The 25,897-nt window shown below is 33.5% G+C and carries 27 protein-coding genes and 1 tRNA gene; 17 read left to right on the top strand and 11 right to left on the bottom strand.

The annotated features are described in order from the left end of the window. Positions 1-36 precede the first annotated feature (36 nt). From DNK47_RS00755 to DNK47_RS03410, 3 genes are all read left to right on the top strand, one after another. Positions 37-918, top strand: a complete 882-nt coding sequence (locus DNK47_RS00755; protein WP_146737504.1) for a hypothetical protein — start codon at positions 37-39, stop codon at positions 916-918. A 110-nt stretch (positions 919-1,028) separates the two neighbouring features. Continuing rightward, positions 1,029-1,937: a hypothetical protein gene (locus DNK47_RS00750; RefSeq protein ID WP_112665028.1), complete on the top strand. Its 909-nt coding sequence runs from the start codon at positions 1,029-1,031 to the stop codon at positions 1,935-1,937. Positions 1,938-2,065: 128 nt separating this feature from the next. Continuing rightward, the gene (locus DNK47_RS03410; RefSeq protein ID WP_181454132.1) at positions 2,066-2,203 is read left to right on the top strand and encodes a hypothetical protein; all 138 of its coding nucleotides are present in this window, start codon (positions 2,066-2,068) and stop codon (positions 2,201-2,203) included. A gap of 32 nt (positions 2,204-2,235) precedes the next feature. Here DNK47_RS03410 and DNK47_RS00740 read toward each other — a convergent pair whose 3' ends face one another. Beyond that, positions 2,236-2,868, bottom strand: a complete 633-nt coding sequence (locus DNK47_RS00740) for a hypothetical protein (RefSeq protein ID WP_112665024.1) — start codon at positions 2,866-2,868, stop codon at positions 2,236-2,238. A gap of 151 nt (positions 2,869-3,019) precedes the next feature. On the opposite strand from DNK47_RS00740, the gene DNK47_RS00735 reads away from it, so the two are divergent. From DNK47_RS00735 to DNK47_RS00725, 3 genes are all read left to right on the top strand, one after another. Continuing rightward, on the top strand, positions 3,020-3,685 hold the full coding sequence (locus DNK47_RS00735; protein ID WP_112665022.1) for a hypothetical protein: 666 nt from the start codon (positions 3,020-3,022) through the stop codon (positions 3,683-3,685). Between the two features lie 130 nt (positions 3,686-3,815). After that, positions 3,816-6,197 (top strand): preprotein translocase subunit SecA, encoded by a 2,382-nt coding sequence (locus DNK47_RS00730; RefSeq protein ID WP_112665021.1) that lies wholly within the window; start codon positions 3,816-3,818, stop codon positions 6,195-6,197. Positions 6,198-6,280: 83 nt separating this feature from the next. After that, on the top strand, positions 6,281-6,898 hold the full coding sequence (locus tag DNK47_RS00725) for an RNA polymerase sigma factor (RefSeq protein ID WP_112665020.1): 618 nt from the start codon (positions 6,281-6,283) through the stop codon (positions 6,896-6,898). Here DNK47_RS00725 and DNK47_RS00720 read toward each other — a convergent pair. Beyond that, a complete protein-coding gene (locus DNK47_RS00720) occupies positions 6,816-8,147 on the bottom strand; it encodes a lysylphosphatidylglycerol synthase domain-containing protein (RefSeq protein ID WP_112665019.1) in 1,332 nt (443 codons plus the stop codon). The two genes, DNK47_RS00725 and DNK47_RS00720, sit on opposite strands and share 83 nt — an antisense overlap. Positions 8,148-8,241: 94 nt before the next feature. Between DNK47_RS00720 and DNK47_RS00715 the strand changes: the two genes are divergently transcribed. Then, the gene (locus DNK47_RS00715) at positions 8,242-8,457 is read left to right on the top strand and encodes a large ribosomal subunit protein bL35 (protein ID WP_110555198.1); all 216 of its coding nucleotides are present in this window, start codon (positions 8,242-8,244) and stop codon (positions 8,455-8,457) included. Positions 8,458-8,464: 7 nt separating this feature from the next. Beyond that, positions 8,465-8,824, top strand: coding sequence for a 50S ribosomal protein L20 (gene rplT, locus DNK47_RS00710; RefSeq protein ID WP_112665018.1), 360 nt, complete (start codon positions 8,465-8,467; stop codon positions 8,822-8,824). Between the two features lie 10 nt (positions 8,825-8,834). On the opposite strand, the gene DNK47_RS00705 is transcribed toward rplT, so the two are convergent. From DNK47_RS00705 to DNK47_RS00685, 5 genes are all read right to left on the bottom strand, one after another. Further along, complete coding sequence (locus tag DNK47_RS00705) at positions 8,835-9,380, bottom strand: dUTPase (RefSeq protein ID WP_112665017.1); 546 nt, start codon at positions 9,378-9,380, stop codon at positions 8,835-8,837. Between the two features lie 36 nt (positions 9,381-9,416). After that, positions 9,417-10,295 carry a hypothetical protein gene (locus tag DNK47_RS00700; RefSeq protein WP_112665016.1) on the bottom strand — a complete coding sequence of 293 codons (879 nt, stop codon included), beginning with the start codon at positions 10,293-10,295 and terminating at the stop codon, positions 9,417-9,419. An 84-nt stretch (positions 10,296-10,379) separates the two neighbouring features. Beyond that, a complete protein-coding gene (locus tag DNK47_RS00695) occupies positions 10,380-11,318 on the bottom strand; it encodes a hypothetical protein (RefSeq protein ID WP_112665015.1) in 939 nt (312 codons plus the stop codon). A 96-nt stretch (positions 11,319-11,414) separates the two neighbouring features. Next, a complete protein-coding gene (locus tag DNK47_RS00690) occupies positions 11,415-12,317 on the bottom strand; it encodes a hypothetical protein (RefSeq protein WP_112665014.1) in 903 nt (300 codons plus the stop codon). 55 nt (positions 12,318-12,372) lie between these two features. Next, the gene (locus DNK47_RS00685) at positions 12,373-14,058 is read right to left on the bottom strand and encodes an MIP family Ig-specific serine endopeptidase (RefSeq protein ID WP_112665013.1); all 1,686 of its coding nucleotides are present in this window, start codon (positions 14,056-14,058) and stop codon (positions 12,373-12,375) included. Positions 14,059-14,227: 169 nt separating this feature from the next. On the opposite strand from DNK47_RS00685, the gene DNK47_RS00680 reads away from it, so the two are divergent. Then, positions 14,228-15,529, top strand: a complete 1,302-nt coding sequence (locus DNK47_RS00680) for a hypothetical protein (RefSeq protein WP_112665012.1) — start codon at positions 14,228-14,230, stop codon at positions 15,527-15,529. A 16-nt stretch (positions 15,530-15,545) separates the two neighbouring features. Then, complete coding sequence (locus DNK47_RS00675; RefSeq protein ID WP_112665011.1) at positions 15,546-17,159, top strand: hypothetical protein; 1,614 nt, start codon at positions 15,546-15,548, stop codon at positions 17,157-17,159. On the opposite strand, the gene DNK47_RS00670 is transcribed toward DNK47_RS00675, so the two are convergent. From DNK47_RS00670 to DNK47_RS00660, 3 genes are all read right to left on the bottom strand, one after another. Then, a complete protein-coding gene (locus DNK47_RS00670; RefSeq protein ID WP_112665010.1) occupies positions 17,156-17,440 on the bottom strand; it encodes a hypothetical protein in 285 nt (94 codons plus the stop codon). The genes DNK47_RS00675 and DNK47_RS00670 overlap by 4 nt on opposite strands. Further along, positions 17,441-17,839, bottom strand: coding sequence for a hypothetical protein (locus DNK47_RS00665; protein WP_112665009.1), 399 nt, complete (start codon positions 17,837-17,839; stop codon positions 17,441-17,443). 64 nt (positions 17,840-17,903) lie between these two features. Continuing rightward, complete coding sequence (locus DNK47_RS00660) at positions 17,904-18,821, bottom strand: DUF6856 family protein (protein ID WP_112665008.1); 918 nt, start codon at positions 18,819-18,821, stop codon at positions 17,904-17,906. Positions 18,822-19,341: 520 nt separating this feature from the next. Here DNK47_RS00660 and DNK47_RS00650 point away from each other — a divergent pair. Then, positions 19,342-19,833 carry a hypothetical protein gene (locus tag DNK47_RS00650; protein ID WP_112665006.1) on the top strand — a complete coding sequence of 164 codons (492 nt, stop codon included), beginning with the start codon at positions 19,342-19,344 and terminating at the stop codon, positions 19,831-19,833. A 65-nt stretch (positions 19,834-19,898) separates the two neighbouring features. After that, positions 19,899-20,390 (top strand): inorganic diphosphatase, encoded by a 492-nt coding sequence (locus DNK47_RS00645; RefSeq protein WP_112665005.1) that lies wholly within the window; start codon positions 19,899-19,901, stop codon positions 20,388-20,390. Positions 20,391-20,406: 16 nt separating this feature from the next. Here the strand turns inward: DNK47_RS00645 and DNK47_RS00640 are convergent. After that, positions 20,407-20,483 (bottom strand) — tRNA-Arg (locus tag DNK47_RS00640). 11 nt (positions 20,484-20,494) lie between these two features. Between DNK47_RS00640 and DNK47_RS00635 the strand changes: the two genes are divergently transcribed. The 5 genes from DNK47_RS00635 to DNK47_RS00615 are packed head-to-tail and all read left to right on the top strand — an operon-like array spanning position 20,495 to position 25,871. Beyond that, positions 20,495-21,247 (top strand): hypothetical protein, encoded by a 753-nt coding sequence (locus tag DNK47_RS00635; protein WP_112665004.1) that lies wholly within the window; start codon positions 20,495-20,497, stop codon positions 21,245-21,247. Positions 21,248-21,251: 4 nt separating this feature from the next. Next, the gene (locus DNK47_RS00630; protein WP_112665003.1) at positions 21,252-21,587 is read left to right on the top strand and encodes a thioredoxin family protein; all 336 of its coding nucleotides are present in this window, start codon (positions 21,252-21,254) and stop codon (positions 21,585-21,587) included. A gap of 6 nt (positions 21,588-21,593) precedes the next feature. Continuing rightward, entirely contained in the window at positions 21,594-22,637 is a 1,044-nt protein-coding gene (locus DNK47_RS00625) for a glutamyl-tRNA amidotransferase (RefSeq protein ID WP_112665002.1), read from the top strand. Positions 22,638-22,682: 45 nt separating this feature from the next. Further along, the gene (locus DNK47_RS00620; protein ID WP_112665001.1) at positions 22,683-23,966 is read left to right on the top strand and encodes an aminoacyl--tRNA ligase-related protein; all 1,284 of its coding nucleotides are present in this window, start codon (positions 22,683-22,685) and stop codon (positions 23,964-23,966) included. A 6-nt stretch (positions 23,967-23,972) separates the two neighbouring features. Continuing rightward, positions 23,973-25,871 (top strand): CHC2 zinc finger domain-containing protein, encoded by a 1,899-nt coding sequence (locus DNK47_RS00615; RefSeq protein WP_112665000.1) that lies wholly within the window; start codon positions 23,973-23,975, stop codon positions 25,869-25,871. The last annotated feature ends 26 nt before the right edge of the window (positions 25,872-25,897 follow it).

Below are 25,897 nucleotides of genomic sequence, written 5' to 3'. Positions count from 1 at the left end.
CGCTGGGGGGGGCATCAATAGGGTAAAACACTTTCTGTGTTTTATCTCAGACTTAATGCTTTGCAACGTAGCAGAATAGCTTATGGTTGTATAGTTGCTTTAGGTACTATTGCTACTGCTGGAATGGCTGAAATTGAAATACACGGAAAAGTATTCTCTAAGTGGATTAAATCTTTCAGCGAAACAATTAAAGCTGGAATGGTGAATGCCCTCCCCCAGCAACAACAAAGTGGTCCTGTAACTTCAGAGACTATTTTTTATCCATTTACTTTTGTTGGCTCGGAAGTGGCAAAAATTTCTAAATCAGTTTGACCATTCTTTTCTGAACTGCCGAGCACATTAAAACTTCTTCAAGCAAGTTGAAAAGAAGTTTTTGGCAGTATTTGAAATCTTATTTCTAACTTAGTTGATAGAGAGATATTTAGCAAAATATTTGACAATATTCACACCAAAATTTGAAATATAACCTCTTTTTTCTTGTCTGGATCTGGTAACGGCGAAAGAGATAAATTTATAGGTTTATTTAAAGGAGATAAGATGACAAGTACCTTTTCAGTTTTGGGTTTTTTACTAGGACAAGAAATTGGAAAAAGTAAATACTTTAAGGCTAAACCTAATGTATTTAATTATTTGCTTTTAAGTTGAATGGATAAGCCGAAAGAAGTTACTAAAAAGATTGAAAAGTTTTCAACAACCATCAAAAATCTTTCTGAAAAATTGAATGGAAGTAATGGCGGTTCAAGTCCCTATGAATTAGATATTCCTACGGTAAAAGAATATTTAGAAACTTCAGAAGAGTTGGGTGAAACGCTTTTTGAAGTTTTCTGACCTCTAGAAGTTCGTTCAACAATTAAAAATGGAAGTCAAAAAAATGATCAACAAAGGTCTTGATTATCACTGAGTCAATTTCTTTTTTAATTCAATAAAAAACCAGTTCACAGAAAAACAACAAATTAAAAGTTAATTAATTAACAAATAAACAATATGTACTTGCGGGGGGGGGCATTCATCACTAAAAACTCTTTAAGTTGAACTATATTGGACAGCTATTTGGGAGGAAAAGTGTTATTGGTTATGGGTGTTTAGTATTACTGGGATCTGTTGCAACTGCTGGGGTAGCAGAAGTTGAAATTACTAATCAAACATTTTCTAAGTGGATTAAACAAACTATACAAGGAATTCAAGATGGTATGTCAAGCAGTAGTTCTGCCTCCGCAGTGCAGACAGTTACAGCAGACCAAGTATTTCATCCTTTTACAGTTGCAGGAAAAGCGGTTGCTGAGGCAGCTACCACAGTCTGACCTTACATTACTATGGGTGTTGTGGCTTTACCTACTCTTTTTAAGAGTTGAGAAACTTTATGAGCTCAAATAAAATCTTTGGTTTCATCTCTCATAAAACCACAAATATATAAAGAGTTATTTAAGGATCTTCATCTAAAGATTTGAAAAACTCTTTCATTTGCTGTAGCGGGAGGAGATGGAAGATCTAAATTCTTTGGACTCTTCGGTGAATCCAATAAAAAGAGTACTTTGTCAGGCTTAACATTTCTATTTGGTTCTCACTTGGAAAAAAACAAAAAGTTTAGGGCTAAGCCAGAAGTATTTCCCTATATCTTGATGAGGTGGTTTACTGAACCAACAAAAGTAACTGAGAAATTTGAAAAATTAACAAAGAAAATAGAAAAATTTACTGAACAACTAAATAAAGGGGCTGAAACATCTTCATCAGATTCATCTGACTCAAACGGAGCATATGTTTATGAGCTAGGAATCCCGACTGTAAGAGACTATATAGATGTGGAAAGTGGTTGAAAAGAAACAGTATTTGAACTAATGTGAGCTACAGAGGTTATGACCAAAATCAAAACGGGAGTGGATGTAACGGGTGGTTCTAAAACTTGAATATCAACTCTTGGATATTTGTTTACTACTTAGTCGCAACATCTTATCTTTTTCAATAATTAACTAAACATTAGATTTACTTGGGGAGAGATTTCAAGAAACTAATTACTTAATTAACTATGGGAAACTTTAATTGGATTTTTGGCCTTATAACTATCTCAATGCCCGGTGGTTTAGCCATATATCACTATGCAATTAAGCAAAATAATGGAACAACAAGCTCTCAAAGCCAAGATTGCTGTTGTAAAACACAACAACAAAATGGTTGTTCTTCTTGCGCCTCCTCTTGTGAAAAATAAGTAAATCTAACTAGTTTCTAAAAACTTAACTTCTAAGAAATAGCTCTAAAGTGCGCTTGAGGTTTAAACCCTTCTTTTCATCTAAGAGTGTCTCCTGCCACAGACATATCAATATTGCAATCCTTTCTCCCTTCTTTTCCGATCTCTACCTTGCAGTTTTCTCCAGAAAGTGATAATTTAATGTCCTTGCCATCTACTCATTTATCTTGTTCTGGATTAGTTCATTCAAGCTGAGTTGAATGGCATGTTACTTGTTCAGCTCACTGTCGTTCTCCTCAATCGTCGTGACCTGCTGGAGGAGTTTCCATATATACTCCTTTATGCTTAGGAGATAGATTAGTAATTCTTCATTTAGATCACTTACCTTCTTTTGAAGTATTAATTCTTCTATTGCCTTCTCTTATATCTCTAAGAACAGCTATCTTTAAAATAGGGACATCACTCTCTTTACCTGTGCCCCCGCCGGAAAAATCTAAGAATACTTGATAATGTCTTTCTCAGTCATAACAATCTAATACAGGGCCCTTAGGACTTACTCATCTTTTATAAATTGAATTCTCTGAATGAAGAGCAATCTTTTCCTCTCCTAAAAGTACAGCCAAAGGAACCCCTGCCCCTAGTGCAACAATTCCCCCCAATAAAATAATTAACTTAGGTCCAAACATTTAAAGTTAGAGTTTATTTCTAAAAAGGCTTAAGGTACTAAATAACTACTTTTAAGGGATTTTAATCGGAATATTCCCTAAAATAAAGCATTAAACTTCCTATAACAAACAGAGATAACATTCTCTGGTTTTTAAATAACGACTTAATAAATTGATAAATTCCCTAGTAGCTAAATTAGCTGTTTTTGGAGGTATTGGTCTAACTTCTTTAGCAACTTTTGGTAATTCACTGTTTAGCTGGGGGGGGCAAAATAATCAAGACAACGCAAAAGGTAATTTAGGGAGAGTTACTAATGCTGGAGTAGCTTCTGGAACAAATTCTCAAATCTCTCACGTTACTCAAGAACAAGAGTCAGTACAGAACTTAAAAGAAGTAAAGAAGTGTTATTCTGTGCTAGATTTCAACTCCAAAGAACGTTTATTGGCCTGCATAAATAAAACAAGTAACTCAAATCTTGTTTTCTATTACTACAATTCAACTAAAGACCCAACCCTTACAGAAAAGATTGTTTCTTTAAAAGGTAAAAGAGAATGAAACACAAAATCAACTATTACCTTAAAGCGCTCAAATAATCAAGAAATTACTCTAAAAGATATATCGGTTGATCACTCCTCCATTTGATTTTGAAGTAGTTGACTTAACAGAGAATTAAAGCTTGAATCTATTTGTCAAAATACCAGTGTCCCTCTAGAACACAATAGTGGAAAACGACCTTTAACTTGTCAATGAACACTTAAAGAACATGGAGGACAAAACCGTTCAGGAAGAGAAGTATGACAACCATTCAATTTCCATCCAGACAGTCTAACTAAGTAATAGATCTATTTCTTAACTTAACTAAGTAAAAGAAAGAGTCAGTCTATTAAACGAAAATAAAATTAGCTAATTTTCTAGGTTTTTAACTTTCTTATAAGGCCACATTTAACTAACAAGACTTTAACACATAGTGGGAATAAAGACTCTATTAAGTCCCTCAGAATCTATTCTCTCTAGATTAAATGCCACAGTACTACAAATAGAAGGATTTTCTGCTGAACTAAGAAGTCTTGAGGATGAGCAACTAAAGCTAAAAACTAGGTATTTTCTTAGAAGACTAGAGTTAGGAGAATCTCTCTCAGATCTAGTACCTGAAGCTTTGGCTGTAGTTAGAGAGGCGGCCTATAGAACCCATAACTTATTCGCATTTAGAACTCAATTATTAGGGGCACTAATAATTTATGAAGGTAACTTTGCGGAGATGAAGACTGGAGAAGGAAAAACTCTAGTTATTGTCTTAGCTGCTTACTTGCTGGCTCTAACCAAAAAAGGACTACATATAGTAACTGTTAATGAGTATCTAGTTAAGAGAGATGCAGAGTTCTGCAGAAAAACTCTTAATTTTCTAGGTCTCTCAGTAGGCTTCAATAGCACTACTCTCACTAAATACCTTAAAAGAGAAATGTTTAAGTGTGATGTCACCTATACAACTAACTCAGAGTTGGTTTTTGACTATCTAAGGGATAATATGGCCAAGAATCCTAGTGAGATAGTTCTTCCTGAGCTTAACTATGCCATCATAGATGAAGGAGATTCTGTCTTAATCGATGAGGCTGGAACCCCTCTTATCATCTCCAAGCCTGTTAGAAGTGACCATAGGGAATATGTAGAGATAGATATAGCTGTTAAACAACTTGATGAGCTGGACTACAAAATTGACTGAGAGAGCAAAACAGTCATATTAAACAGCAGAGGGATTAGGAAACTAGAGCATTCTCTCCAATTAGAGAGTCTTTACTCTCTGGAAAACTCAATCATTATCAATAAGATACATAATTCCCTTTGCGCAAACTTTGTGCTACAGAATGGTAGAGAATACATTGTTCACGAAGACAGTATTAAGTTAATTGACCAATGAACAGGAAGAATACTGTCTGATAGAAGCTATAGCTATGGGTTGCAACAAGCCTTACAAGCTAAAGAATATCTAGATATTGAACATGAAAGCAAGGTCTCGGCCAAGATTACCTATCAAACCTTCTTCCGTAAATACAAAAAAATAGCTGCTTTATCTGGTACAGGATTTGCTGAGGCTAAAGAGTTCTCTGAAACCTACAACATGATTGTGGTTCAGCTCCCTACCTACAGAAAAACTAGGAGAGTTGACTTGCCTGACATGATCTTTAGAGACAAAGTTGCTAAAACTAAGGCAATTATCTCTGAAATCAAACACCACTATCTTAAGGGCCAGCCTCTATTAGTTGGAACTAGCTCAGTTGATGAATCTGAATATATCTACTCTTTACTACTCAAAGAAGGGATTCCTTGTGAGATCCTCAATGCAAGAAATCACTACAAGGAGGCAGAAATTATTGCAAGAGCAGGACAGAAATATGCAGTTACTATTGCAACCAATATTGCAGGTAGAGGAGTTGATATCAAGATCTCTCCTGAAGTTGTTGAGCTAGGAGGGCTCTATGTTATTGCCTGTGAGAAGAATGAATCTAAAAGAGTAGATGACCAACTAAGAGGGAGATCAGGAAGACAAGGAGACCCAGGAAAAACTGTCTTCTTCATCTCTCTGGAAGACACTATATTTAAGAGGTTTGGTGCCGACAAATTTGAGAAACTCTCGAAAAAAATCAAGGAAGAACACTTTGAAAGCTCTTTCCTATCTAGAACTATTAACTCTCTGCAAAAAAGAATTCAATATTCTTCTTTTGACAATAGAAAGAACTTGATTGAATACAGTGAGGTACTTTCTATTCAACAAGACATTATCTACAACCAAAGAAAATTCATTCTCTTTGGTGAAGAAAATGAAAAAGTCTTTCTCAACATGATTGAAAGACAAATTAATAGTTGAATGACTGATTTCCTGAGTCAATTACAAGAAAAATCCAATAGGCCAGCAGATCTTGCCTATATCCTAAACACCTATTTCTTTGAGATTGAAAACTTATTTGTTGAATCTGACTTCAAAAACAAGAAACCTGCAGAACAAGAAGAACTTCTTAAAAAGGTTTTCTTTTACTTTTGGGATCTAAAAAGAGCTAAGTTAGTAAACATTGACCTCAATGGCTTATTGAAGGAAATCATGATTGAACAAATAGATTTATTCTGAGAGAAACATTTGGATGACTCAGAAAAGATAAGAACCACTATTAATCTACAGTCAATGGAACAAAAATCCCCACTCAACATATTTATTGAAAAGATGGAAGAGATCTTTATTGACTTCCAAAAAAACTGTAGATGTGGAATTATTAGAGAAGTTTTTCTCTTAAATTCTCAGAGTTGTAAACCAGAGATCATTGAGTTTTTGCAAAAACTAAGAAAAATTACGGAATAATTTAAGACTTTTTATGGACTTTTTCAAGACAAAAAATGCTCATTTTGCACATATAATGCCTCTATACATTAACGAAGAAGGCAATGCTTTCTGAAACACAACTAGTTAGAGCTTGCATAGAAAAAGTTCAAAAGCATCAAGATCAAGAAGCATTTAATCTACTACTAGATAAATTCTTTAAAAACTCTTGCAAGTATGCTACTACTTTTCTTAATAACAGAATCTATTCCAACTTAATTAATTGGTATTTAGATGAAGTAGAGAGCTTTGTCTTCTTAGCTTTTTGGAAAGCAGTTAATAATTACGATCTAGAAAGCACTACAGGAGTTTTATCTTTCAAGAACTATCTATATCAACTCATTAGATTTGAAACTCTAAATGAGATAAAGAACACCTTTAACTGACAATGTATTCCCAAAATAGAAAAGAAATGATACCTAGAACACAATAAGAAGAGAATCAAAAACTCTCTTGATATTTGTATTGACTTAGAAATAAAACAAAAATCAGAAGAAATAAGTCAATTCCTAGAGACTAAAAATAGACTCTATTCTGCTATTTGAAAACTAAAAGCAAATGAATTGAGTAATCAAGAAATATGTGAACAGATAGGTATTTCTAAGGCAGAGTTAAAGGGGCGTTGACAGTATATCAAGAGGCTAGTTCTGGAGAAATATTCTTGTAACGATTTATCTCTTTAAGTCTCTTGTTAAAGATGGCAAGTCTACATTTAACTACTACAAAATAAACAACTAGGAAGGCCACACTACACAAGAAAGGTTTATATTTTTGAAACCATCTTCAAAGAAAGATCACACCCTTCAGTGAATTACTATTATCACTATTTGATGTCTTTGCAGTCACACCATTAACCTCTGGACTTACCAATGAATTCATTTTTTCAATGGTGAATTGAATTGAACCCTCTGAACCTGGGGTAGGTAAGAAATTATTAGAAGTTGTAGAGATATTAATAATGTGAAAGCTATTGATGAAATTCTGATCATCTATTATGACAATAGCTAACAATGCATACAAAGCATAATTGAGTAGGTTCTGGGCTGTAAATACCAGTAAAGCTCTAATAGTAGTTACATTAAAGAAGACTCTCTTAAAGTCTCTTTGAAAGCTTTTATTATCCAGATATTTGTGCTTCAGTTCTGCTTTAGAGAGTACTACTACATTCTTGAACTTGAAGAAGTAATTTAACTTCAGCTTTATTAACCCAAAGGCATAGTGAACTCACTGACAGTAACTAATAGTAAATACAAATAAGGTAGATACAACATCCACAATAAGACCAATAACAATTGCTCAAGAATATTTAGAGTCTACTCTTGTAGGTGAGACTAAATTGTGATTCATTTGAAGGGCGATAAAGGAAGGTCAAGTTATTATCCCTTGAGCCAAAAACCAACTAATAGTTAGGCTAGAGACTATTGCAGAAGATTGTCTTAAGGAAACTCCTCTTTTTTTTAGTCAGAAAATAATGTAAGGTTCTGAGCCTATTGAGAAAGGAGTAATGGATCTAATAAAGAAAGTAACGGAGAGAAGTTTGAGCCACTCTATCTTTGAAATCTTTTCCTTTAATCTTTTGTTTTTGGGAATATAGATAGAAAAAGCTCATTTAGCCAAGAATAGGTCATTAATAAGAAAGAAGAGTGAACCAAATACTATTACTCCTGTAAGGGCTGAATTCCCTTTTTGTTTATTCTGGAAAAATACAGAATGAAACTTATTTCAATCTATAGGCTGCAAGAAATAAAGATTTAGAAATACGGTTATTAAGAAAAGTATTCCCCAAATATTGAGGAAATACTTCTTATTTAGTTGATAGAGTTTTGAAAAAGCTCTAAGAGGATTAGAGTTAGTTTTTTCTTTTCTTCTTAAAGGTTCTGGTTGCGGGACAAATAAAGAAGGCTGAACATTTTCAAGGTTGTAATTAAACAACTACGAGAAAATAGTTGTTTAACAAATCACCCAATTACTTAAAATGGTAAGTTCTTCAGAAAATAAAATAGGATAGGATTGTCTTTAAAATCTTGTGTCCAAACTTAAGAAGATTAAACATAAAACTAAGAAATCTCTTTCAAAAAGAGTGGTTGTTTTAGGATCTGGGGCTATAAAGAGAAAAAGATCTCATAGATCTCACTGCGCTTCAGCAAAAACTACAAAAAGAAAAAGACAACTAAGAAAAAGTGCATTGTTTAATGACGCACAATACAAAATAACTGCTCATTTACTTCAAGGAAAGAGATAGTTAAATCATGCGAGCGATTAATAGTGTAAGTACTAGAAATAGAAGGAAAAAGGTATTAGCAAGAGCTTCTGGTTACTGAGGCCATAGACATGCAGGATATAAAGTTGCTCAACAATCAGTATTTAAAGCAGATCAATATGCCTATAGAGATAGAAAAAATAGAAAAAGAGACTTTAGAAGATTGTGAATTACTAGATTAAATGCTGCTTTTAGGGAATTAGGTCTAACTTACTCTAAAGCAATTAATTTACTACAAAAATCAGGTTTTGTGCTAAATAGAAAGGTATTGTCTGAACTTGCAATACATAATCCAAATGAATTTAAGAAGATAGTTGATACTAGCGTAAAAGCCCAACAGTCTAATTAATAAAGGTTCCTTAATTAACTTTCACTCCTAATCTCTCAAAATTAGTCTTTCACTTTAACAAATATCTTTCTTTAATCTCTTCTCCTGTTAAAGCCAATCAAATACTTATTTGTGAAAGTCAACCTAACCATTCAGCAAAATTATCTTTTTCTATTGCTAAATAAATCTCTCTCATTCAGCTATAGTTGGTATTCAAGAGTTCAATTTTTAATCTACTGTCCGTTCTAGCTTTAACAAATAGGTTTTCTTTATTTTCAGAGGAACTAACTCCCAAACTATATTTAGGTCCTAATTTATCTTCTAGCTCATATACATATAAAAGAGATAGGGTGAAATGAACTATATCTATAAATTCTTCATAAAGTTTCTCTAACTCTATTTCTTTATTGGTTCAATACTTAAATAACTTAGTTTCATTTAAAAACTCAAAGTACTCAGAAATTAAGGCTGTTTTTCTTGCTAGTAGTAAGTGATAATCATCTAGATTAGGTTTTTGTAACTCAAATACTTTTGTATCTAACTTCTTTTGATATTCAACTAATTCAGAAAGAAACATTTAATCAGTTTGAATTAATTTTTAATTAGATTCCCGTTACTTACCTAAATTTTCTATTCATTTTTCGGCTTGTGTTGAATCATCTTTGCCGGTTGTAATTTTCTCGTGAATCTTTCGCTTTCAAATATCAGTAAAAATATTTTCATGTCAACCTTTTCTAGTTTTTAAATAGGCATCTACTGTTGGAATATCTAATAGATAAACATGACCGGAAGAATCTTGTTGACTTTTCAATTTTTCAGTTAATGTATCAATAGATTTAGATAGTAGTCGATCAATTTTCTCAGCAATTTCTTTCGGTTTATCCATTCATTTCGAGAATAAATGGTGAAATACATTAGGCTTTACCTTGAAATTTTTAGCATTAGGAATTTCTTGTCCTAATAAAAGCTTTCCCATCAACAGGGTTTTGTCTTTTTTATCTCCGCCAAATAAACCTATAAAAGTGCCTGCTTCTTTCTTGCCCTCAACAACAAAAACCAGAATGTTTCAAATCTTTTGATGAATATTCTCAAAGATCCTCTTAAATATTTCTGGTTCCATCAAACTTGTAAAAAAAGACTTAATGCCTTTCCATCAATCAGCAGTATTTGTCTTGAGGGTTTTGAGAATATCATAGGTTCCTTTGATAAAAGGTCAGACTGTTTGTGCCGCACCCGCTACTGCTTCACCGGCAATAACAAAAGGCCCAAATACTTGTGTAGCAGTAATTGCTTGACCCTGAGAAGTAGTGGGACTACTGCTTGAAGAAATGCCTTCTCTAATTCCTTTTGTGAAATTCCCAACTCACTTAGAAAAGATTTGATGTTTTAATTCCAGTTCTGCTACTCCAGCCACTGAAACTGAACCTAAAAGAACTAGACAGCCATAACCTATAGTACTTTTTCTTAAAAATAATTGACCAAGATAATTCAAGTCTTAAAGCTTATTGCCATTCATGCCCCCCCCGCCAGAACATAATTCTTATCAGTAACTAAATCCTGAAAACTTAATTTTTATCTATTTAATTAGATCGTTTCCTAATTTCCCTAAGACACCGCCAAACATTGTCGCTCATGTTTTTGCTCCAACAAAATCATCTGTACCTGTTCTAATTTTCATCAAAACCTCACCTGTTCAAATTACATTGAAAAGAGACTCTTTTCAACCTTCCTCAATATCTAAATATTCTTTGACTGTAGGTATTTTGAGTAAATAGGTACGTTCTGGGGATTCAGCTTCAGCGCTATCTCCAACCCCGCCAGAAGAACCACTTGGTCCCTTCAACTTATCAGTTAATTTCTTTATATATTGAGACAATCTATCGAATTTATTAGTAATTTCTTTTGGCTTGTCCATTCATCTTAAGAATAGATAATGGAAAACATTGGGTTCCACTTTAAAGTTTTTAATTCCAGAAACTGATTGTCCTAATAAGAGTTTTGCCGCTAAAAGAGTGCTTTCCTTCTTATCTTCTCCAAACAAAGCTATAAAGCTATCTCTTCCATCCCCGCCCGCGACAGCAAAAGTCAGAACATTTCAGATCTTTGTATGAAGATTCTCAAAAATTCTATTGAATATCTTGGAATCAAATAAGCTAAATAAGAAATCTTTAATTGTTTTAAATACAAGTTGCCATTGATCTTTAAGCATTCAAATCGCTTGAAAAGATCCCTCTACATATGGTCAAACTTTTAAAGCAACTTTAGATACCTCTGTTCCAGCAGAAATAAATGGGGCAAACACATGTTCTGAAGTTACCAGATTGCTTTGTTGCTGCGTAGAGGAGGGGCTCATCCCAGCTTGAATTGTCTCGCTGACAGATGCAATTCACTTAGAAAATACCTTTCCTTCAATTTCAATCTCCGCAATCCCAGCTGCAGTAATTGATCCTAAAGCAACTATACAACCATAAGCTATTCTGCTACGTTGTAAAGCATTAAGTCTGAAATAAAACACAGAAAGTGTTTTACTCTATTGATGCCCCCCCCAACAAAATCATTAGTGTTTTATTGTTAGTGAGAGACTTATAACCTCCTTATTTATAGATTTTTATTAAGAAGATTTAAAGAATCAAGATACTCAAGACTTAGATTCCATTGTTAGATCGTGTCCAGTCTTAATTTTGGAAGCTACTTCACCCATTCACATTAGATTAAAGAGTATTTCTGGCAATCCCTCTTCAACATCCAGATATTGCTTAACAGTTGGGACTGTTAATGTGTAGGTGTGAGTCGGGGATTGTGACTCTTCGCTGCTGGAGGAGGAACCTCCAGTTTCATGTGTTTCTGCCCTCTTAACTAGATTTTGAATAGTCTTAGATAATCTCTCGAACTTTTCAGTAATCTTTTTAGGATTAAACATTCATTGCATAAGTAAGAAACTAAATACTTTTTTATCAGCCTTAAAGTATTTACTTCCTTTCTGCTCCATTCCCAATAAGAACTTAGTTGCTATCTTAGTCGCTTCTTTTTTTTCTTCACTGAATAAATCTAAAAAACTATCTCTACCTTTTCCTCCTGCGAAAGCAAATACAAGAACTCTTCAAATTCTTAAATGTAAGTCTTTAAAGATATTGTTAAAAATCTCTGGTTCAAATAAGCTTTTAAGGAAACTCTTAAGAGCACCTCAGAGATCTCCAAAAGATGATTTGATTTGCTCGAAACCAGACTGTACATAGGGTAAAGCTTGACCTACTGGACCAGATACCTGTCCTCACACATAGGTAAAAGGAAAAGCTATCTGAGAGAAAGTAACTGGACTTCCTGCTTCTTGAGTCTGTTGAGAAGAATTACTAAGTCTCTCTGAGAATCACTCTCCAATAGACTTGCCTCATGTAGATAGCAACTGTTTTTGTATCTCTAATTCTGCTATTCCTGCGACTGAAACGGAACCTAATAATACTAAACAACCAAAACCTACCTTATTTGCTTGAAGCGCCCCCCCCGAGACAAACAAAATCTTATTTAATTATTTGTCTTTTAAAGTTATTAGCCCTTAGTCTCTCTTATTACTAAACTGTTTGGACATTTGAGCTTCAAGAATTATGTCTTAGATAAGTAGTTAAGTTAGGATTAAATCTTTCTAGTTGAGACTTGTAAGATATCTCTTGTCTTCCGCTACCAGTCAATAAATCAAATCCAGGAAGAATAATTCTTCCTTTTTCATCAATTACTCAACTAGCTCTCAAAGGTTCAACAAATCCATAATTAAATCCTTCATTGTACATTCGATAAAGTCCCAATAGTTCTCCTTTTTGGTTCAATACCATAGAACCTGAAGCTCCTTTGCCTAAAAAGGAATTGTCAATTAAGTAGTTGTATCCTCAACCATTTAGTTCCTTGCCATCTCAAACAATTTTTGAAGAATTAGTTACTTTATCTATACTGTCTATATCTGAATGTCCAGGAATTATTTGTCCTTTACTGTTTAATAGGTTGAAGGTTAGTTCATTATTTCCTCTGTGTTTCTTAAAGTAAGTTAGCTTACTATCTGTTAATTCTGTGTCATAGTGATAGTAATTAAAGAAGCCATAATGTGCTGGCTTAGATACCTTTAACTTGGTATTTACTTCAAAAGAAAGATTCTCTGCAACTCCTCCCGGGTAACCCCCTATGTAGTATCTATCTTCCAGATTAGCTAACTCATTAGCACTATATTTACTCATTAACTCTGGGGCGAAGAAGTCTATCTTAGTTAATTGACCATTATTTTCCTTTACTGCAGGGTTGTTCTTATAGTACTTGTCATATATTCCATTAGTCATAATTCTTGCTTGGTTCTCATTAGCAAAGTCTACTTCCATAACTCCAAAGTCTTTAAAGTAACCAACTTCACTAACTTTGTGTCCAGAAACTGTATATCTAGGTCCCAAGAAATCTACAGCCGCATACACTAGCTTAGGATTTTTAATGGTAGTGGTATAAATATTTGGTTCTTTAATGTAACCAAGTGCTTTATATAAATGAACTAGCTCTTCAGCATTTCTAACTCCCTGTCTTCTGAAGAGTTCTACATATCTAGTGTCTTCTGGGTAGATATTTCTATCATCCGCATCTCTTTCTGTGTATAGAGATAGTTCTGAGGTATTGTTATAGATTGAGGCTTCACAGCTAGTTAGAGCTCTTCCCATCAATCCAAATTGGGAAGGAACATGATATCTAACAGAACTTTCTGTTATAGGCAAAACTACCTTGTATGGATTTTCCTTGAATCTGAATTTGTTGATTACATGTAGATTAGTTGCAATAAATCACTTGGTTGGGTATTGACCATTTTTAGGAAGTTCAAAGTCTAATAATCAACCTGTTCCGGACTGGCAAGGCATTGAAAGTTTCAAAGAGTGATCTTTGATTATCTTGTATACAGAGGCCTTATCTTTGAAGCCATTAAAAGCTAATGTGTTTAATTTATCCCTAACTCCTGAATTAGATTGAAAGTCTACGTGATAGCTGTAATAATCTTTCATTCAATCTTTTTCCTTGACATATTCTTCTACTTTGGTGATTGCAGAGTCAGAGTTGTAAACCTTGTTCTTAGGTAATAGGCTATTGTCAATCATTGACATCTTGTCTGCAAAGTAAAAGAATCCATCATCTAGATAGTTTCCTGCTACTTTTCAGTAAATTTGATGACCTCCTAAACCAACACCCAATACCAAAAGCGCCTTTGTCCCATTAACTATGTAATTTGTTCCCATTAACTATACAAATCTGTTTCTTCTTATCTTATTTATAGATTTATAGAACAACAAATTTAGCCATAAAAAGACTAAATATTATACAGCAGTCAGTATTATATTTTAATTATTGTAGGTATGTTTAAGTTCTTGTAGTAGGCTCTGCAAGCCATTTTTAATTACTTTCTTAATGGCTTTCAAGTTACCTAAATGATTAACTCTTGGATTTCCTTTTATGCTTCTTGGTTCACCTATTACTTTAGTTCTTCCTAAACAACTTTTCTCAGAAGCTCCTATAGTACATCATTATTTCTTTAGAGTCCCCTTATATAGTCCAGAAAATAAGTCCAAACAAGAACTAATTAAAGCAGATAAAGATAGGCTTGAAGGTTACTACAAGAAATATCACAATCACCAAACCAATATCAATTTGATATCTGAGTTTGGCTCATCCCGAATTGAAGGTAGTCAACAACCTAACCTATTTGTTCAAGTCCAGAGAAAAGATTATGTAGAAGGCAGAGAGTGAGAATGACTTAATACAGTAAGGCTAAACCAATTAACAATAGATAGATGATTTGAAAAAAAATCTAGTGATAGTGATCTCATAAGTGAGGATTCTCGATACAAAGAACTAATTAAGACTGAACACTTACTCAATGAACACACTAAGCTTGCAAGAAATGCTTTAAGTCAAGATGCAATAGATATTTATTTCAAGAAGGCACACATTACTACTGATGAAATTAGAAAGCTAGTTTATGTTCCCTCTAGTGAAATAGGTCAAAAGAATTGATATGTCTGACTAGATAAAGACTTACTAAGACTTAAGCTAAATCTTGGTTTTCAAATCTGATTCTTTAATCAAAAAGCTTTAAGTAAATACAAATTCGTAAAAAGTTATTTCCATAAACAACCCAAAGAAAAGCAACAGCTCAAAAAACAACTAGAAACTCTTTATAAGTCCCTAACTAAAGAAGAAAATGATTTCTTTAAGTTCTACTTTGATGAAATTTGAGTCAAGAGAGAATCTAACTATGACTTTGAAAATGCAAATTGAAATGTAATGGAACTGAAATCTAAAGACCTAAATATGCTATATAACCTACTCACAGAGAAATCTAAAGACGCTAGTGTGTTTAAACATCACTTACTTCAAGTGGTTAAAGGGGGAGATAAAGAATCTTTTGAACTCTTTTTCCCTAATTACATTACCTACGCATCAGGCCCTGATGCAGTACATGATCTAAAAGGTGGGGAAGGTTACAAGCCAGATATCAAACTAACCATAACACCCAATAAATCCTGAAATAGTGAATGAAATGTTCCTATAATCATTGATTGGATTAGACATTACAGTATTAAAAATTATTACTTAAGAACAATGGATAACAACAAAGATCAATGGCCAGCTATTATTTTTGATGCAAAAGGTACAGGAGATTTCCCCGTGATTAGGGAAAATTATCTAGCTCAACAAATCACTATCTAGAGAGAACTAAGAGGCAATGGATAGCTGGCTATCCATTTCTATCTTTGCTCTATTTCTCTTTGTAGTTTTTGCCTATAAATATAGACTTCCTGGATTACTCTCTTGTGCCTTCTTGATTGTTGGTTGTGGCTCCATCTACAGTATCTTCTTATTTGCTGGTCTAACTCCAAATAAATCAACTCTGTTTGGTATTCTAGCTCTATTGTTCTTTTCCCTCTCTAATTCACTCAATCTATTCAGTTGAATGAAGAAGTATTTAAAAGCTAATAACTACACAACAAGAATGGCAATGTATCTAGCAAATAAGAAACACAATATCTACCTATATGAACTAGCTTTAATGTTGTTAATTCCCGCAGCATTACTTATCTTTTTATTGCCTACAAAGCTAAAAGAGATGGGAATTGTCTTAGGATTAGGTTCTGTGTTTATGTTGACTGTTTGATTCCTTTTCTCTAATTTCTATCTACCTAAATTAAGCTATTTGGGGGAACAAAAACCATACTTACTTGTTTCCAATAGTCTTTATTGAGCAGATAAAAAAAGAGAAACACATAGTCTCTGGCATTTAATAAGAGAGATACAAGCTGAAGGAAAGCAATCAACTGTTAAAGAAGAGATCAAAAAGAAGAAAGCAGAATTAGCCTCCTTGGATTTTGCCCCTGTTATCTTTCTTCTAGGCTTTATTGGTTTAATTCTGTGGCTCTCAAATTGTGAGTTAAACTACCCACAATTCTTCAAAAATAATAAGTTGTTGTCTGTTGACTCTAGTGCAAAGAGTCAATTAAGTAACTCACTAAAAGGCCTTAATGGAAGTTACAAAGAGCTGAAGAGCATTCCAGACTCACTCAAAAGCAAAAATACTGGTGTTTCCAATGGTTGGCTTTTCTATCTCTTTCCAGAGAACCTAAATATAGAAACAATTACTCAAGCTTTAAGTGGCAAGAATGGTGAAAAAACTAGTGGCATAGGAAATACTAAATGAACTATTCAAAATACTGATTCCTTCTCAGTTATGCCTTCTCTTGAAAAGTCTGTTGGATTAGTCTTTCTCTCTCTCGCCCCTGTAAGTTGCTATAGCTTATTTAGATTTGGTTTTGCTAATGCCTCTTCCTTAATCATCTCTTCCCTGTTATTCTTGGGAACTGGTTTTCTTTTCTTGCTGTCAGGAAAATTTATGCAAGTTCCTGAATTACTGCCTGAAATAATTCTTTCTGCCTTCTTTGTTCTATTAAGCTTCTGAGTCAAGTTAATAGTTAATTCAAGAGAGGTATCAAAACTAATTGCTGACGAACAACAAAATAAAAAGTCTCAATTCTGACTTCAATCAAGAAAAATTAGAGCAGAACTAAAGAGAGATAATGGGTTTTATTTCTTGGCTTTTATTAGTATGCTTGTTCTAGCCTTAACTTCTGCAAAACTAGAACTATTAACTGCTTTCTCTTATTTTCTATTCTTAGTATTGGTTATTTGCTTATTCTTTATTCCCCCCTTAACTCTTCTCTGATTTAATCTAAATCTATTAGTAGATAAGTATTACTATCACTTAGTTGGTTTCTTCGTAAGAGAAAAGAAGAGAATAAGAGAAGTTAGGGTTGAAGAAGAGAATGTACTAGGAATTAACTACTAATAAAAGTTACTTGGTTTTTTACGTTGGACTTCTTGCATTTTTAATCACTGCTCATGTGTTGCCGGAGAATCTAAAGAATAAATCGATGATTTAGCTGGGACTGGAGGCATTTTTTTAGTTCCTCCAAAATATTTAATAACTACATCCAATATTAAGCTAGACAAGCTGGTGAAAGTAACAACTCCTGTGGCCGCCTCAAAAAACTTAAAAGCTATCTTAGTAGCTGTTCTGGCAACCCCCGCTTGAGTCTCTTTTTTCTCTAGATCAGTTAACTTAATCATTTAGTTCAGTCAAGGCATTCCAAAAGTAATTCCATTACTGTAAGGCATCGGAGAGAATCTCATTGTAGGTCTAAAGGCTTCAGAAGCATAAGCATAATAACTTCTTCTTGCATCCATAGAGCCAAAGCCCCCTCCATAAGATCTTCCTTCTCCTGAATAATTAGAGTAACTGTTTGGTTTTTTAGCTACAAGTGAATAAATCCCTTCACCAAATGTAATTAATCATGGCACAGTAGTTAAAGCTATTAATGCTACATTATTTATCAATCAATAAAGTTTGGAATCAAGTTGTGAAGGTACTCTTTGACTAACTGCTTTTGGCTTAACAACTTGTGTTTTGGTACTTTTTGCGAATCCAGCTAATATTTCTTTCTTTTCTAGAGTAGATAGTTTTTGCATCCTCTAACCCAGCCTAACTTTCTTTCTAAATTAATTAACAGTTCTCTAGAAAAAGGAATAAAAACTATAGTCATCAAGTTACTTCTCCATCAAAGATATATCTCAAGTGCTTGATTAAGTCATATCTAAGTATCACAGCTCTTCCAGAAGATTCTGCTTCAGCCTCTTGCAAGGAGCTAATTTGTTCTCCAGTCTTTTGCTTCTCTTTCTCTATTGTTTCCAATTTGTCTTTTCCATAAACAAATGGAATACCATCTCTGTAGATGATGATGGTTGGAATTCCACTAGCTTTTTCACCAAAATAATAGAACAATAGGGACTGTATCTTTCTGAACTTGACAGCTGAACTGTCATATCTAATATAGTCTCCTTCAACCTTACCTCTGCTAGTTAAAGTTGAATCTCATTTATTTCAGGGAATGGTATACAAATCATCATTATTTCTGTTTTCCATTGAAGGAACTTCATCGCTAAAGAAAACAAACTTAATATCTTTTAGTTTTGTAGGATTGGCATCATTGTTATGTTTAGCTAAAGAATAGGTCTCAAAGAAAGTTCCATTACTATAAAGGTTTTGTTGGTCTGTTCCTACTCATGTCTTTGGTGAAGTGTTTTCACTATACAAGAAGTTATTACAGTTAGGGCAGGCCTCTGAACCAAAGTAAATTACATAGTTTCCATTGTTATAAGACTTAGTCCCCTTAATTAACTGTGCATTAGAAACTTTTACTTCTTGGAAATTAGAGAACTTAGATTGATCTTTGTTATATTGACCATTACCTTCATCACTTACCTTGACAGGTGATGCGCCACTAAAGTCATACTTGGCAGGCACAGGATTAAATTCTCTAAATAGATACTCTTCAAAATTATTTCCTGCAATAACTTTAGGAACAGCAATTACTCCTCCCCCGACAATACTAGACCCTACAATAAACAAAGCCTTAAATTTTTCATAAAAAAGCTTTGCTATTCAGCTCATACTAATCTCTATAAATCAATTATTTAAATTTAAGAGCTAAAAACAGTAACTCAAGTTATTTGTCAATAAAATCTTCTTTACTGAAAGGCTAATTTAAGCCTTACTGACTTATGTCTTTAATTGGTTTTGTTCAAAAGGTGGCTGTTGGTGGTTTGGTTGCGGGAGCAATGGGAGTTGGTGGATTCATTGCAGGCTCAATGCCCCCCCCGCAAATAGCAATCAAGATTTAGCTTTATTAGGAGAGGAAGAAGGGGAAAGTTCTAGTTTAGGGGCAGAGGGGACACAACATACACATACAGGTAGTTCAGTAAGTCAAGGTCATTCAAATGGTCAACAACTAGGTAGCGCTCATAGTTCAGGTACTCAGGCTCATGGAAGTCAAAGTGCATCTAGTCACTCTACCGTTACAGTCACTACAGAAACTTCACAAGAAACTATCAGACATTGTGACATTGTTTTAACCAGTAAAGATTCCAATCAAAAAGTTCTTGTTTGTCAAGACTCAAAAGAACATTTATCAATGAACAATAAATGAGGAACAATGAAGTGATACCTTTATGACTCTTCTCAACATACTCTTAAAGAAATCTCTGGTTTGTGAATGGATAATGAAAAACCCAAATTACTATGAAACTGATTTGGATATGAATACTTTTACCGCTGATACCACTGATGAGATTCCTTCTGAACTGGTAAATACTGAAAACCTTTCTTTATAGACTCTAAAAACCAAATCACTACTTTCGAGGCGCAATTTGAATTACCTTGAAAAGATAACAATAAAAAGTTTGATCCAATATATCAAAGACTACACAATTTCTATTCAACAAGATGTGGTTGAAGAGCTACTCAATGCTCTAAGTTCAAGGTGACCAAATCCTATTTAAGTAGTTATTTGTCTAGCCCAAAAACACAACCAACTGAAAAGATCTGCCTAATTCTAGAAAAAGATAGTGGCTTTGAAAATGCCTGAAAGACCAAAACTCCTTGTCCAGAAAGTCTAAGTAAATAACAAACAATTAATTATTTACAATTCCTAGTTTCCTACTTAAAATCAGGTTAGAAAAGTAGATTACATTGAGTTCCCAAAACAATATAGTTGAATGTTTTATTGAAATCTCAAAGCACTCAAACATTAAATATGAGCTAACAAACAATAAGTTAAAGCTAGATAGAGTTTTGTTTGGTTCTATTGTTTATCCTCACAACTATGGTTTCATATTAGATACTCTATCTGAAGACAATGATCCTCTAGATGTTCTTTTGATCTCTAACTTCTCTTTAACTCCAGGTACTTATGCTGATGCAAGAGTTTTAGGGGCTCTAGAGATGATTGACTCGGGAGAAGAAGACCTAAAAATAATTGCGATTATGGATAAAGACCCTAGACTCTCTCACATCAACTCAATCTCTGATCTCCCTGATTTCTGACTCTCTGAACTTAGAAATTTCTTTGAAGAATATAAGAAATTAGAAAATAAGGAAGTTAAGCTTGGGAAATTAATTCCTTTATCTGAAGCCCTTGAATTAATTAAAAAAGCAAAACTTAAGTACAGCTCTAAACTCTAAATTAGTTAACTTAAACTGGCACACCCAATAGGACTTGAACCCATACTCTCTTGATCCGAAGTCAAGTGCTTTATCCAATTAAGCTATAGGTGCACAACTAATTAATGGGGTCAGCAAAACAAACCCTTTTGCCCGATCCATTCTCCTTTATACAGGAGAGTGTAGATGACTTCTTTGGGCAAATATACAATGAATTTAACCTTTCTCTTAAGTCCGCTTTAAAAGAATACACAGAGTACCATGTTCACTTGTGTAATTACACAGGTTTTGTTGCAAGCCCCCAAGATCTAACTATCTACTATAAGTTCAATTACAACTCAGACAAGGATCTATTTACTCTAGAAAAATGTTTCTTTGTTTCTCCAGAGGCTAGACATATACTCACACATAATTACTTACTAGAGTTGGAGTCTTATACTAAATCCAACTTAAGAAAATACATAAATAAAGTTAAATCAGCTAGTTCAAATAAAGATCTATTTGGTTACGAAGATAAATTCAAGGGTTTAACTTTCTTTTCTGACTACAACAAACTAGAGACTTATCAAGCAAGAAAGACTTTATTAGACCACTCCTACCTAAGAGAAAAAAACAAACAACTATTAATTCTTAAGAATCTAAATAGGAACTATGATTACGATGTTTTAAAAGAAGTAGTGGTTAAATTAGATCTCTCATTTTTGAAGGATTCTTCTTTCTTCGATAATGAAAGATACACTAGCTTTAAGAAGATTCTTCCTCCTAATTTAATTGTTGAGTTACCAGTAACTCTAGATTATGAATTACAACCTATTCCAGAGAAACTAAAGAAAGAGCAGTTAATTGATTTAGCTACCTTAAAAATGGATATTTCTTAATACCTTGTCTAAAGTTAAAAGCTTAACTAGTAAAGAAGAATTACAAGAGTTACTACAGGGAACTGACAATCTTCTCTTAGATCTATATGCAGAGTGATGTCCTCCTTGCAGACAATTAATGCCTATACTAGATCTTCTATCTCTTGAGGAAAAATACAAAGATATTAAGTTTATGAAGATCAATACCTCTTTATTCCCAGACGTTGCCAGACAATATGAGGTAACTTCTATTCCAACCCTTATCTTTATTTCTAAAGATAGAGCCAGATCTGTAGAAAGACACACTGGTTTCATTGAATTAGAGATTCTTAAGACTCTAATAGATAAATACTTCTTCTAATCCAATATGGCCGGCGTAGGCCATATGGATGGTGGGGATATTCTGTTTTATGCAGGAATTACTCTTGCAGTATTCATTATTCTGTTATTCCTAAAAAAGGTCTTCTTTAGGTTTTGGCTACAGCAAAACTTCTTAATGTTTCCGAGCCTGAATATCAATGTGATCTCGAGCATTGCAATGATTATTGCAACAAACACTGCAGTAATCTTCACCATTACATTCTTAACCCATAACTTATTAGGAATAGTTTTTCAAATATATCCAGGTAGCAGATTATTAATTGAGACTATTCTGATAAAGATTGGAGGGAGCTTATATGGTCCTGTAATAGGTATGTTGATTGGACTACTAACAGACTTATTAACTGTGGTTCTAACTTCCTCAGTGTTTAACTATGGATATTTACTAGCTGCTATCTTTAATGGTTTCTTAGGTGGCTTTATCTATATGTTTGGAGATAGTGACTCCGCTAAAAATAAGCTAAAAAGCTGACAAAACGCCTTTTGTGTTACTGCCTTGCTGGGAATTACTGCAATAGCCTATTACTTCTTTAATGAGTCTGCATTGATGGCAGAAAAGAAAGGTGATCAAGGCAAAGTCTCTTTGAATATCTTTTCCCAAACATTAACCTTTCCTAGTTGATTCTTCCCTTCCTTTTTAGCAGGCATTGGAGGAATTTTACTCATTGCTTTAGGGGCATGTCTACTTCTTTCTAATAAAAGAATCTCTCCTAAGATAGTTGAGAAAGCAGATAAATGAAATGTGATTATTAGACTAACAATCTTGAACTTTATTGCTTATGTTTTGGTAGACATAATTACTCTTCCTCTATTTGACATCAAAATCTCTACTCTACCTTTCGAACAATTCTTTATTATGAGAAACTTCTTTTTAATCCCTTCTGTGGTCTTTTCTTCTCTAATTATTTGAAAGATATTTAAGCTAAATAGGAAGCTACAATTCACAACTATTAAAAATAAATTACCTTTACCGAAGAAGAAAAAAGTTGTTAAATTGTGTTCGAATTTACATCCGAATTTAGTCTATTAAGTTCACTTCACTTAATTAACTAATAAATAGAGATAGATAACTTTATTGAGCAGAATAGAAAAGTTCTTACTAGAGAATAGATTTATATATCCTTCCAGCTCTATTTATGGAGGGATGGAAAATAGCTGAGACTATGGTCATTTAGGTGTATTACTTAAGGAGAACTTAAAGAAATGTTGAATAGAACACTTTATCTGTGGCAAAGAAAACACAATACTCTATGAAGGGAATCTATTAACTAACAGAGAAATTTGAGAAGCTACTGGACACATCAAACATTTTGAAAGACAATTAGTGGAGTGCAAAGATTGCAATACTAGATTTGAAGATATTGTTGAAAAATGCAAATCTTGCTCTTCAACTAACTTAACAGAACCTAAGAGTTTCAACCAAATATTTAGAGTAGAAAGTTACTATCTAAGGCCTGAAACAGCCCAAACTATCTTTGTTAACAGTAAGTTAATTTCCTTGGACTCTAAACTCAAGTTTCCTTTTAGAGTTGCTCAAATGGGTAAAGCCTTTAGAAATGAGGTAACAACTGGTAGAACAATATTCAGAACTAAAGAATTTGAACAACTGGAACTAGAAGAATTTACCTATCCGGAAGAGACTACTAAAACTCTAAAGTCCCAAAAAGAACAAATTTCTTTCTTCTTAATTTATAAGTTGGGATTCTCTCCTGATTCTTTTTCTTTCAAGGAAATAGAAGGAGAAGAACTTCCTCACTATTCCAAGAAAAACATTGACCTTTACTACAAATTTGAGTTCGGAGAAGAAGAGCTTTGAGGTATAGCTAACAGAGGAGACTTTGATCTTGTGTCCCATCAAGATCATTCGAAAGTAAAACTTCATCTGCAGGCTAACAATAATCAAACTACTTTAGTCCCTCATATAGTAGAACATTCAGTTGGATTGAATAGATTGATGTTGGCAACTATTACTGAGTTCCTACAAACTAGAAGTAATAGATCTTGAGAGGTTTTATGCTTGCCCCTTCACCTAGCTCCCTATAAATTTGCTGTCTTGCCTTTGGGGTCCGAACAGGAAGCGGGAGCTTTCAGACTTTACCAATGATTGCAAAAATTTCCAATCTTCACTACCTTATCTAAAGGGGGATCAATAGGAAAAAGATACAAGGCACAAGATCAAATAGGAACACCTTATTGTCTAACAGTAGACTATGATAGTGGCTCCTTTCATAGTGAGGATTTTTCCTTCACTATTAGAGACAGAGACTCAGGAATTCAAGTAAGAATTGGTTTGACAAAGTTAAAAGGTTATGTCTTAAAGTGTCTGAAAATGGAAGATCTTGTAGAGGCTAATCAATAGCTTGGTGTGGAACGAAACAAACTAAACATAAAAGAAGTTATAGGTAGTTACTTAACTCTAGAAAAAAGAGGAAGAAATTATTGAGCTTTATGTCCCTTTCACGAAGACAACAAACCTTCTCTTTCAATCTCTGAAGAAAAAAATATATTCAAATGTTTTTCTTGTGGAATTTCAGGAGATGCAGTCTCATTCATTATGAGAAAAGACAAGATGAACTCTCAAGACGCTCTCATCCATGCCCACAAGCTACTTAAATTACCTATCGAAAATGTCTTTGATGCAAGAACTTCTCGAGAATATCAATTCAAGCAAAAGCTAATTAAATTCAATAATTTTGTCTCTGAATTCTTTGTAAAGCATCTATTTTCTGCTGAGGGAAAACCAGCTTTAGACTACTTAACTCAAGAGAGAAGACTTACTTTAAACCTAATTAAGCAAGCAAAAATAGGCTATGCGCCAAAAGGTCAAGTGCTTTTGCAAGCTTTAGAGAAGATTAAAAAATCCTCTGAGGAATATCAATTTATTGAACCAGAATTTCTTCTAAAAACAGGAATATTCTCCCCAGAATCCAGAAAAAACAAAGATACCTTAATTGCTTTGTTTCAAGAGAGAATAACTATACCTATCTTTTCTATTCTTGGAGAGTTAATTGGATTTAGTTCTAGAGCACTTCCAACTTCAAAAAGTGAAATTAAATATTTGCACTCAAAAGAAACTCTCTTATTTAAAAAAGTTCATTTACTATACAACTTGCCTGCATTAACAAATGTTTCTAGAGAACCTATTTATTTATTTGAAGGATTTTTTGACTTATTTGCATTATCGCTCTTAAAGCCACATTACAAAGCTTTAGCTCTTATGGGAAGAGAACTCTCTGCAGATACATTGGACTTATTAAAGAAACAAGAAGTAAAAAAAATAGTCTTAGTTCTAGATACTGACAAATCAGGAATTAGTGCAGCCATGAAGATAATTCAACAGCTATTAAAAGTAGGTATTGAGCCCTATTCTTTAAACCTAGACTTCAAGGGGGCTAAAGACTTTTCAGAACTATATTGTTCCAATCCAGCTATAGAACTTACAGAGCCCATTTACTTTGTGGATTGAATTAAATGCAGTTGAAAAAAATACATAAACAACTCTTCTCCCGAAACAGAATTACTTTCCTTAAACCAGATAGTTAATACATTACTGATTGCTTTATTTATTGGTGAACCTAACTATTCTTTTAGACTCCAACCCAATTTAGAAGCGCAATTTACCATCGACTCTCTAAATGCAATCTTCAAGCTATATGAATTAATTGAGTTATCTAAGAAAGAAAAAGAAGTTATTTCCGCCAAACAAAACAGCTATTTAGAAGCCATAAATCTATATTTTCTCTCTCCAAATAAGAGGGAAGTCCCGAAGAGAATGGAACTTTCTAGGAGGCAACAAGAGCAACCCAAAAATATTATCTCTAACTTCTCTTCTATTTTGGCCCTTTGATCCAATGTACTTAAGTCCAAAAGCAATCAAGAGATAATTCAAAAGAAACTGACTGATTGAAAATCACAATCTTTAGAAGACTATTCAGAATTATTTCAATGAATACTTCTTCCTGAAGAAAGACTTTTTTTAAACCAGTTACAAGACAATCTATCAACTACAGAGTGTGAAGATACTTCAACTAAAAGTTCTAAATCTCAACAAAGCTCTTTTAGTAAGCTATGAGACTTCTTTGAGCTTTACTATTCCTTAATTCATTCCCTTTTAGAAAAATCTGAAAAATATCTACAAACTGACAGCCTAACTGAATGGCCAATTAAATTAGATTGACTTAAAAAAATAGAAACTGACAGAGAAGAGTTAAAGCATAAAAGTTCAAATATTTTCAATAGACTTTTGGAACTAGAAAAAAGTTAAATTTATGCCTTTTTTCTTGGAACGAT

The sequence above is a fragment of the Mycoplasma wenyonii genome (assembly GCF_003265155.1).
In the GTDB taxonomy this organism is placed as follows: domain Bacteria; phylum Bacillota_I; class Bacilli_A; order Mycoplasmatales; family Mycoplasmoidaceae; genus Eperythrozoon_A; species Eperythrozoon_A wenyonii_C.
This window is presented reverse-complemented; position numbering and strand designations above follow the sequence as displayed.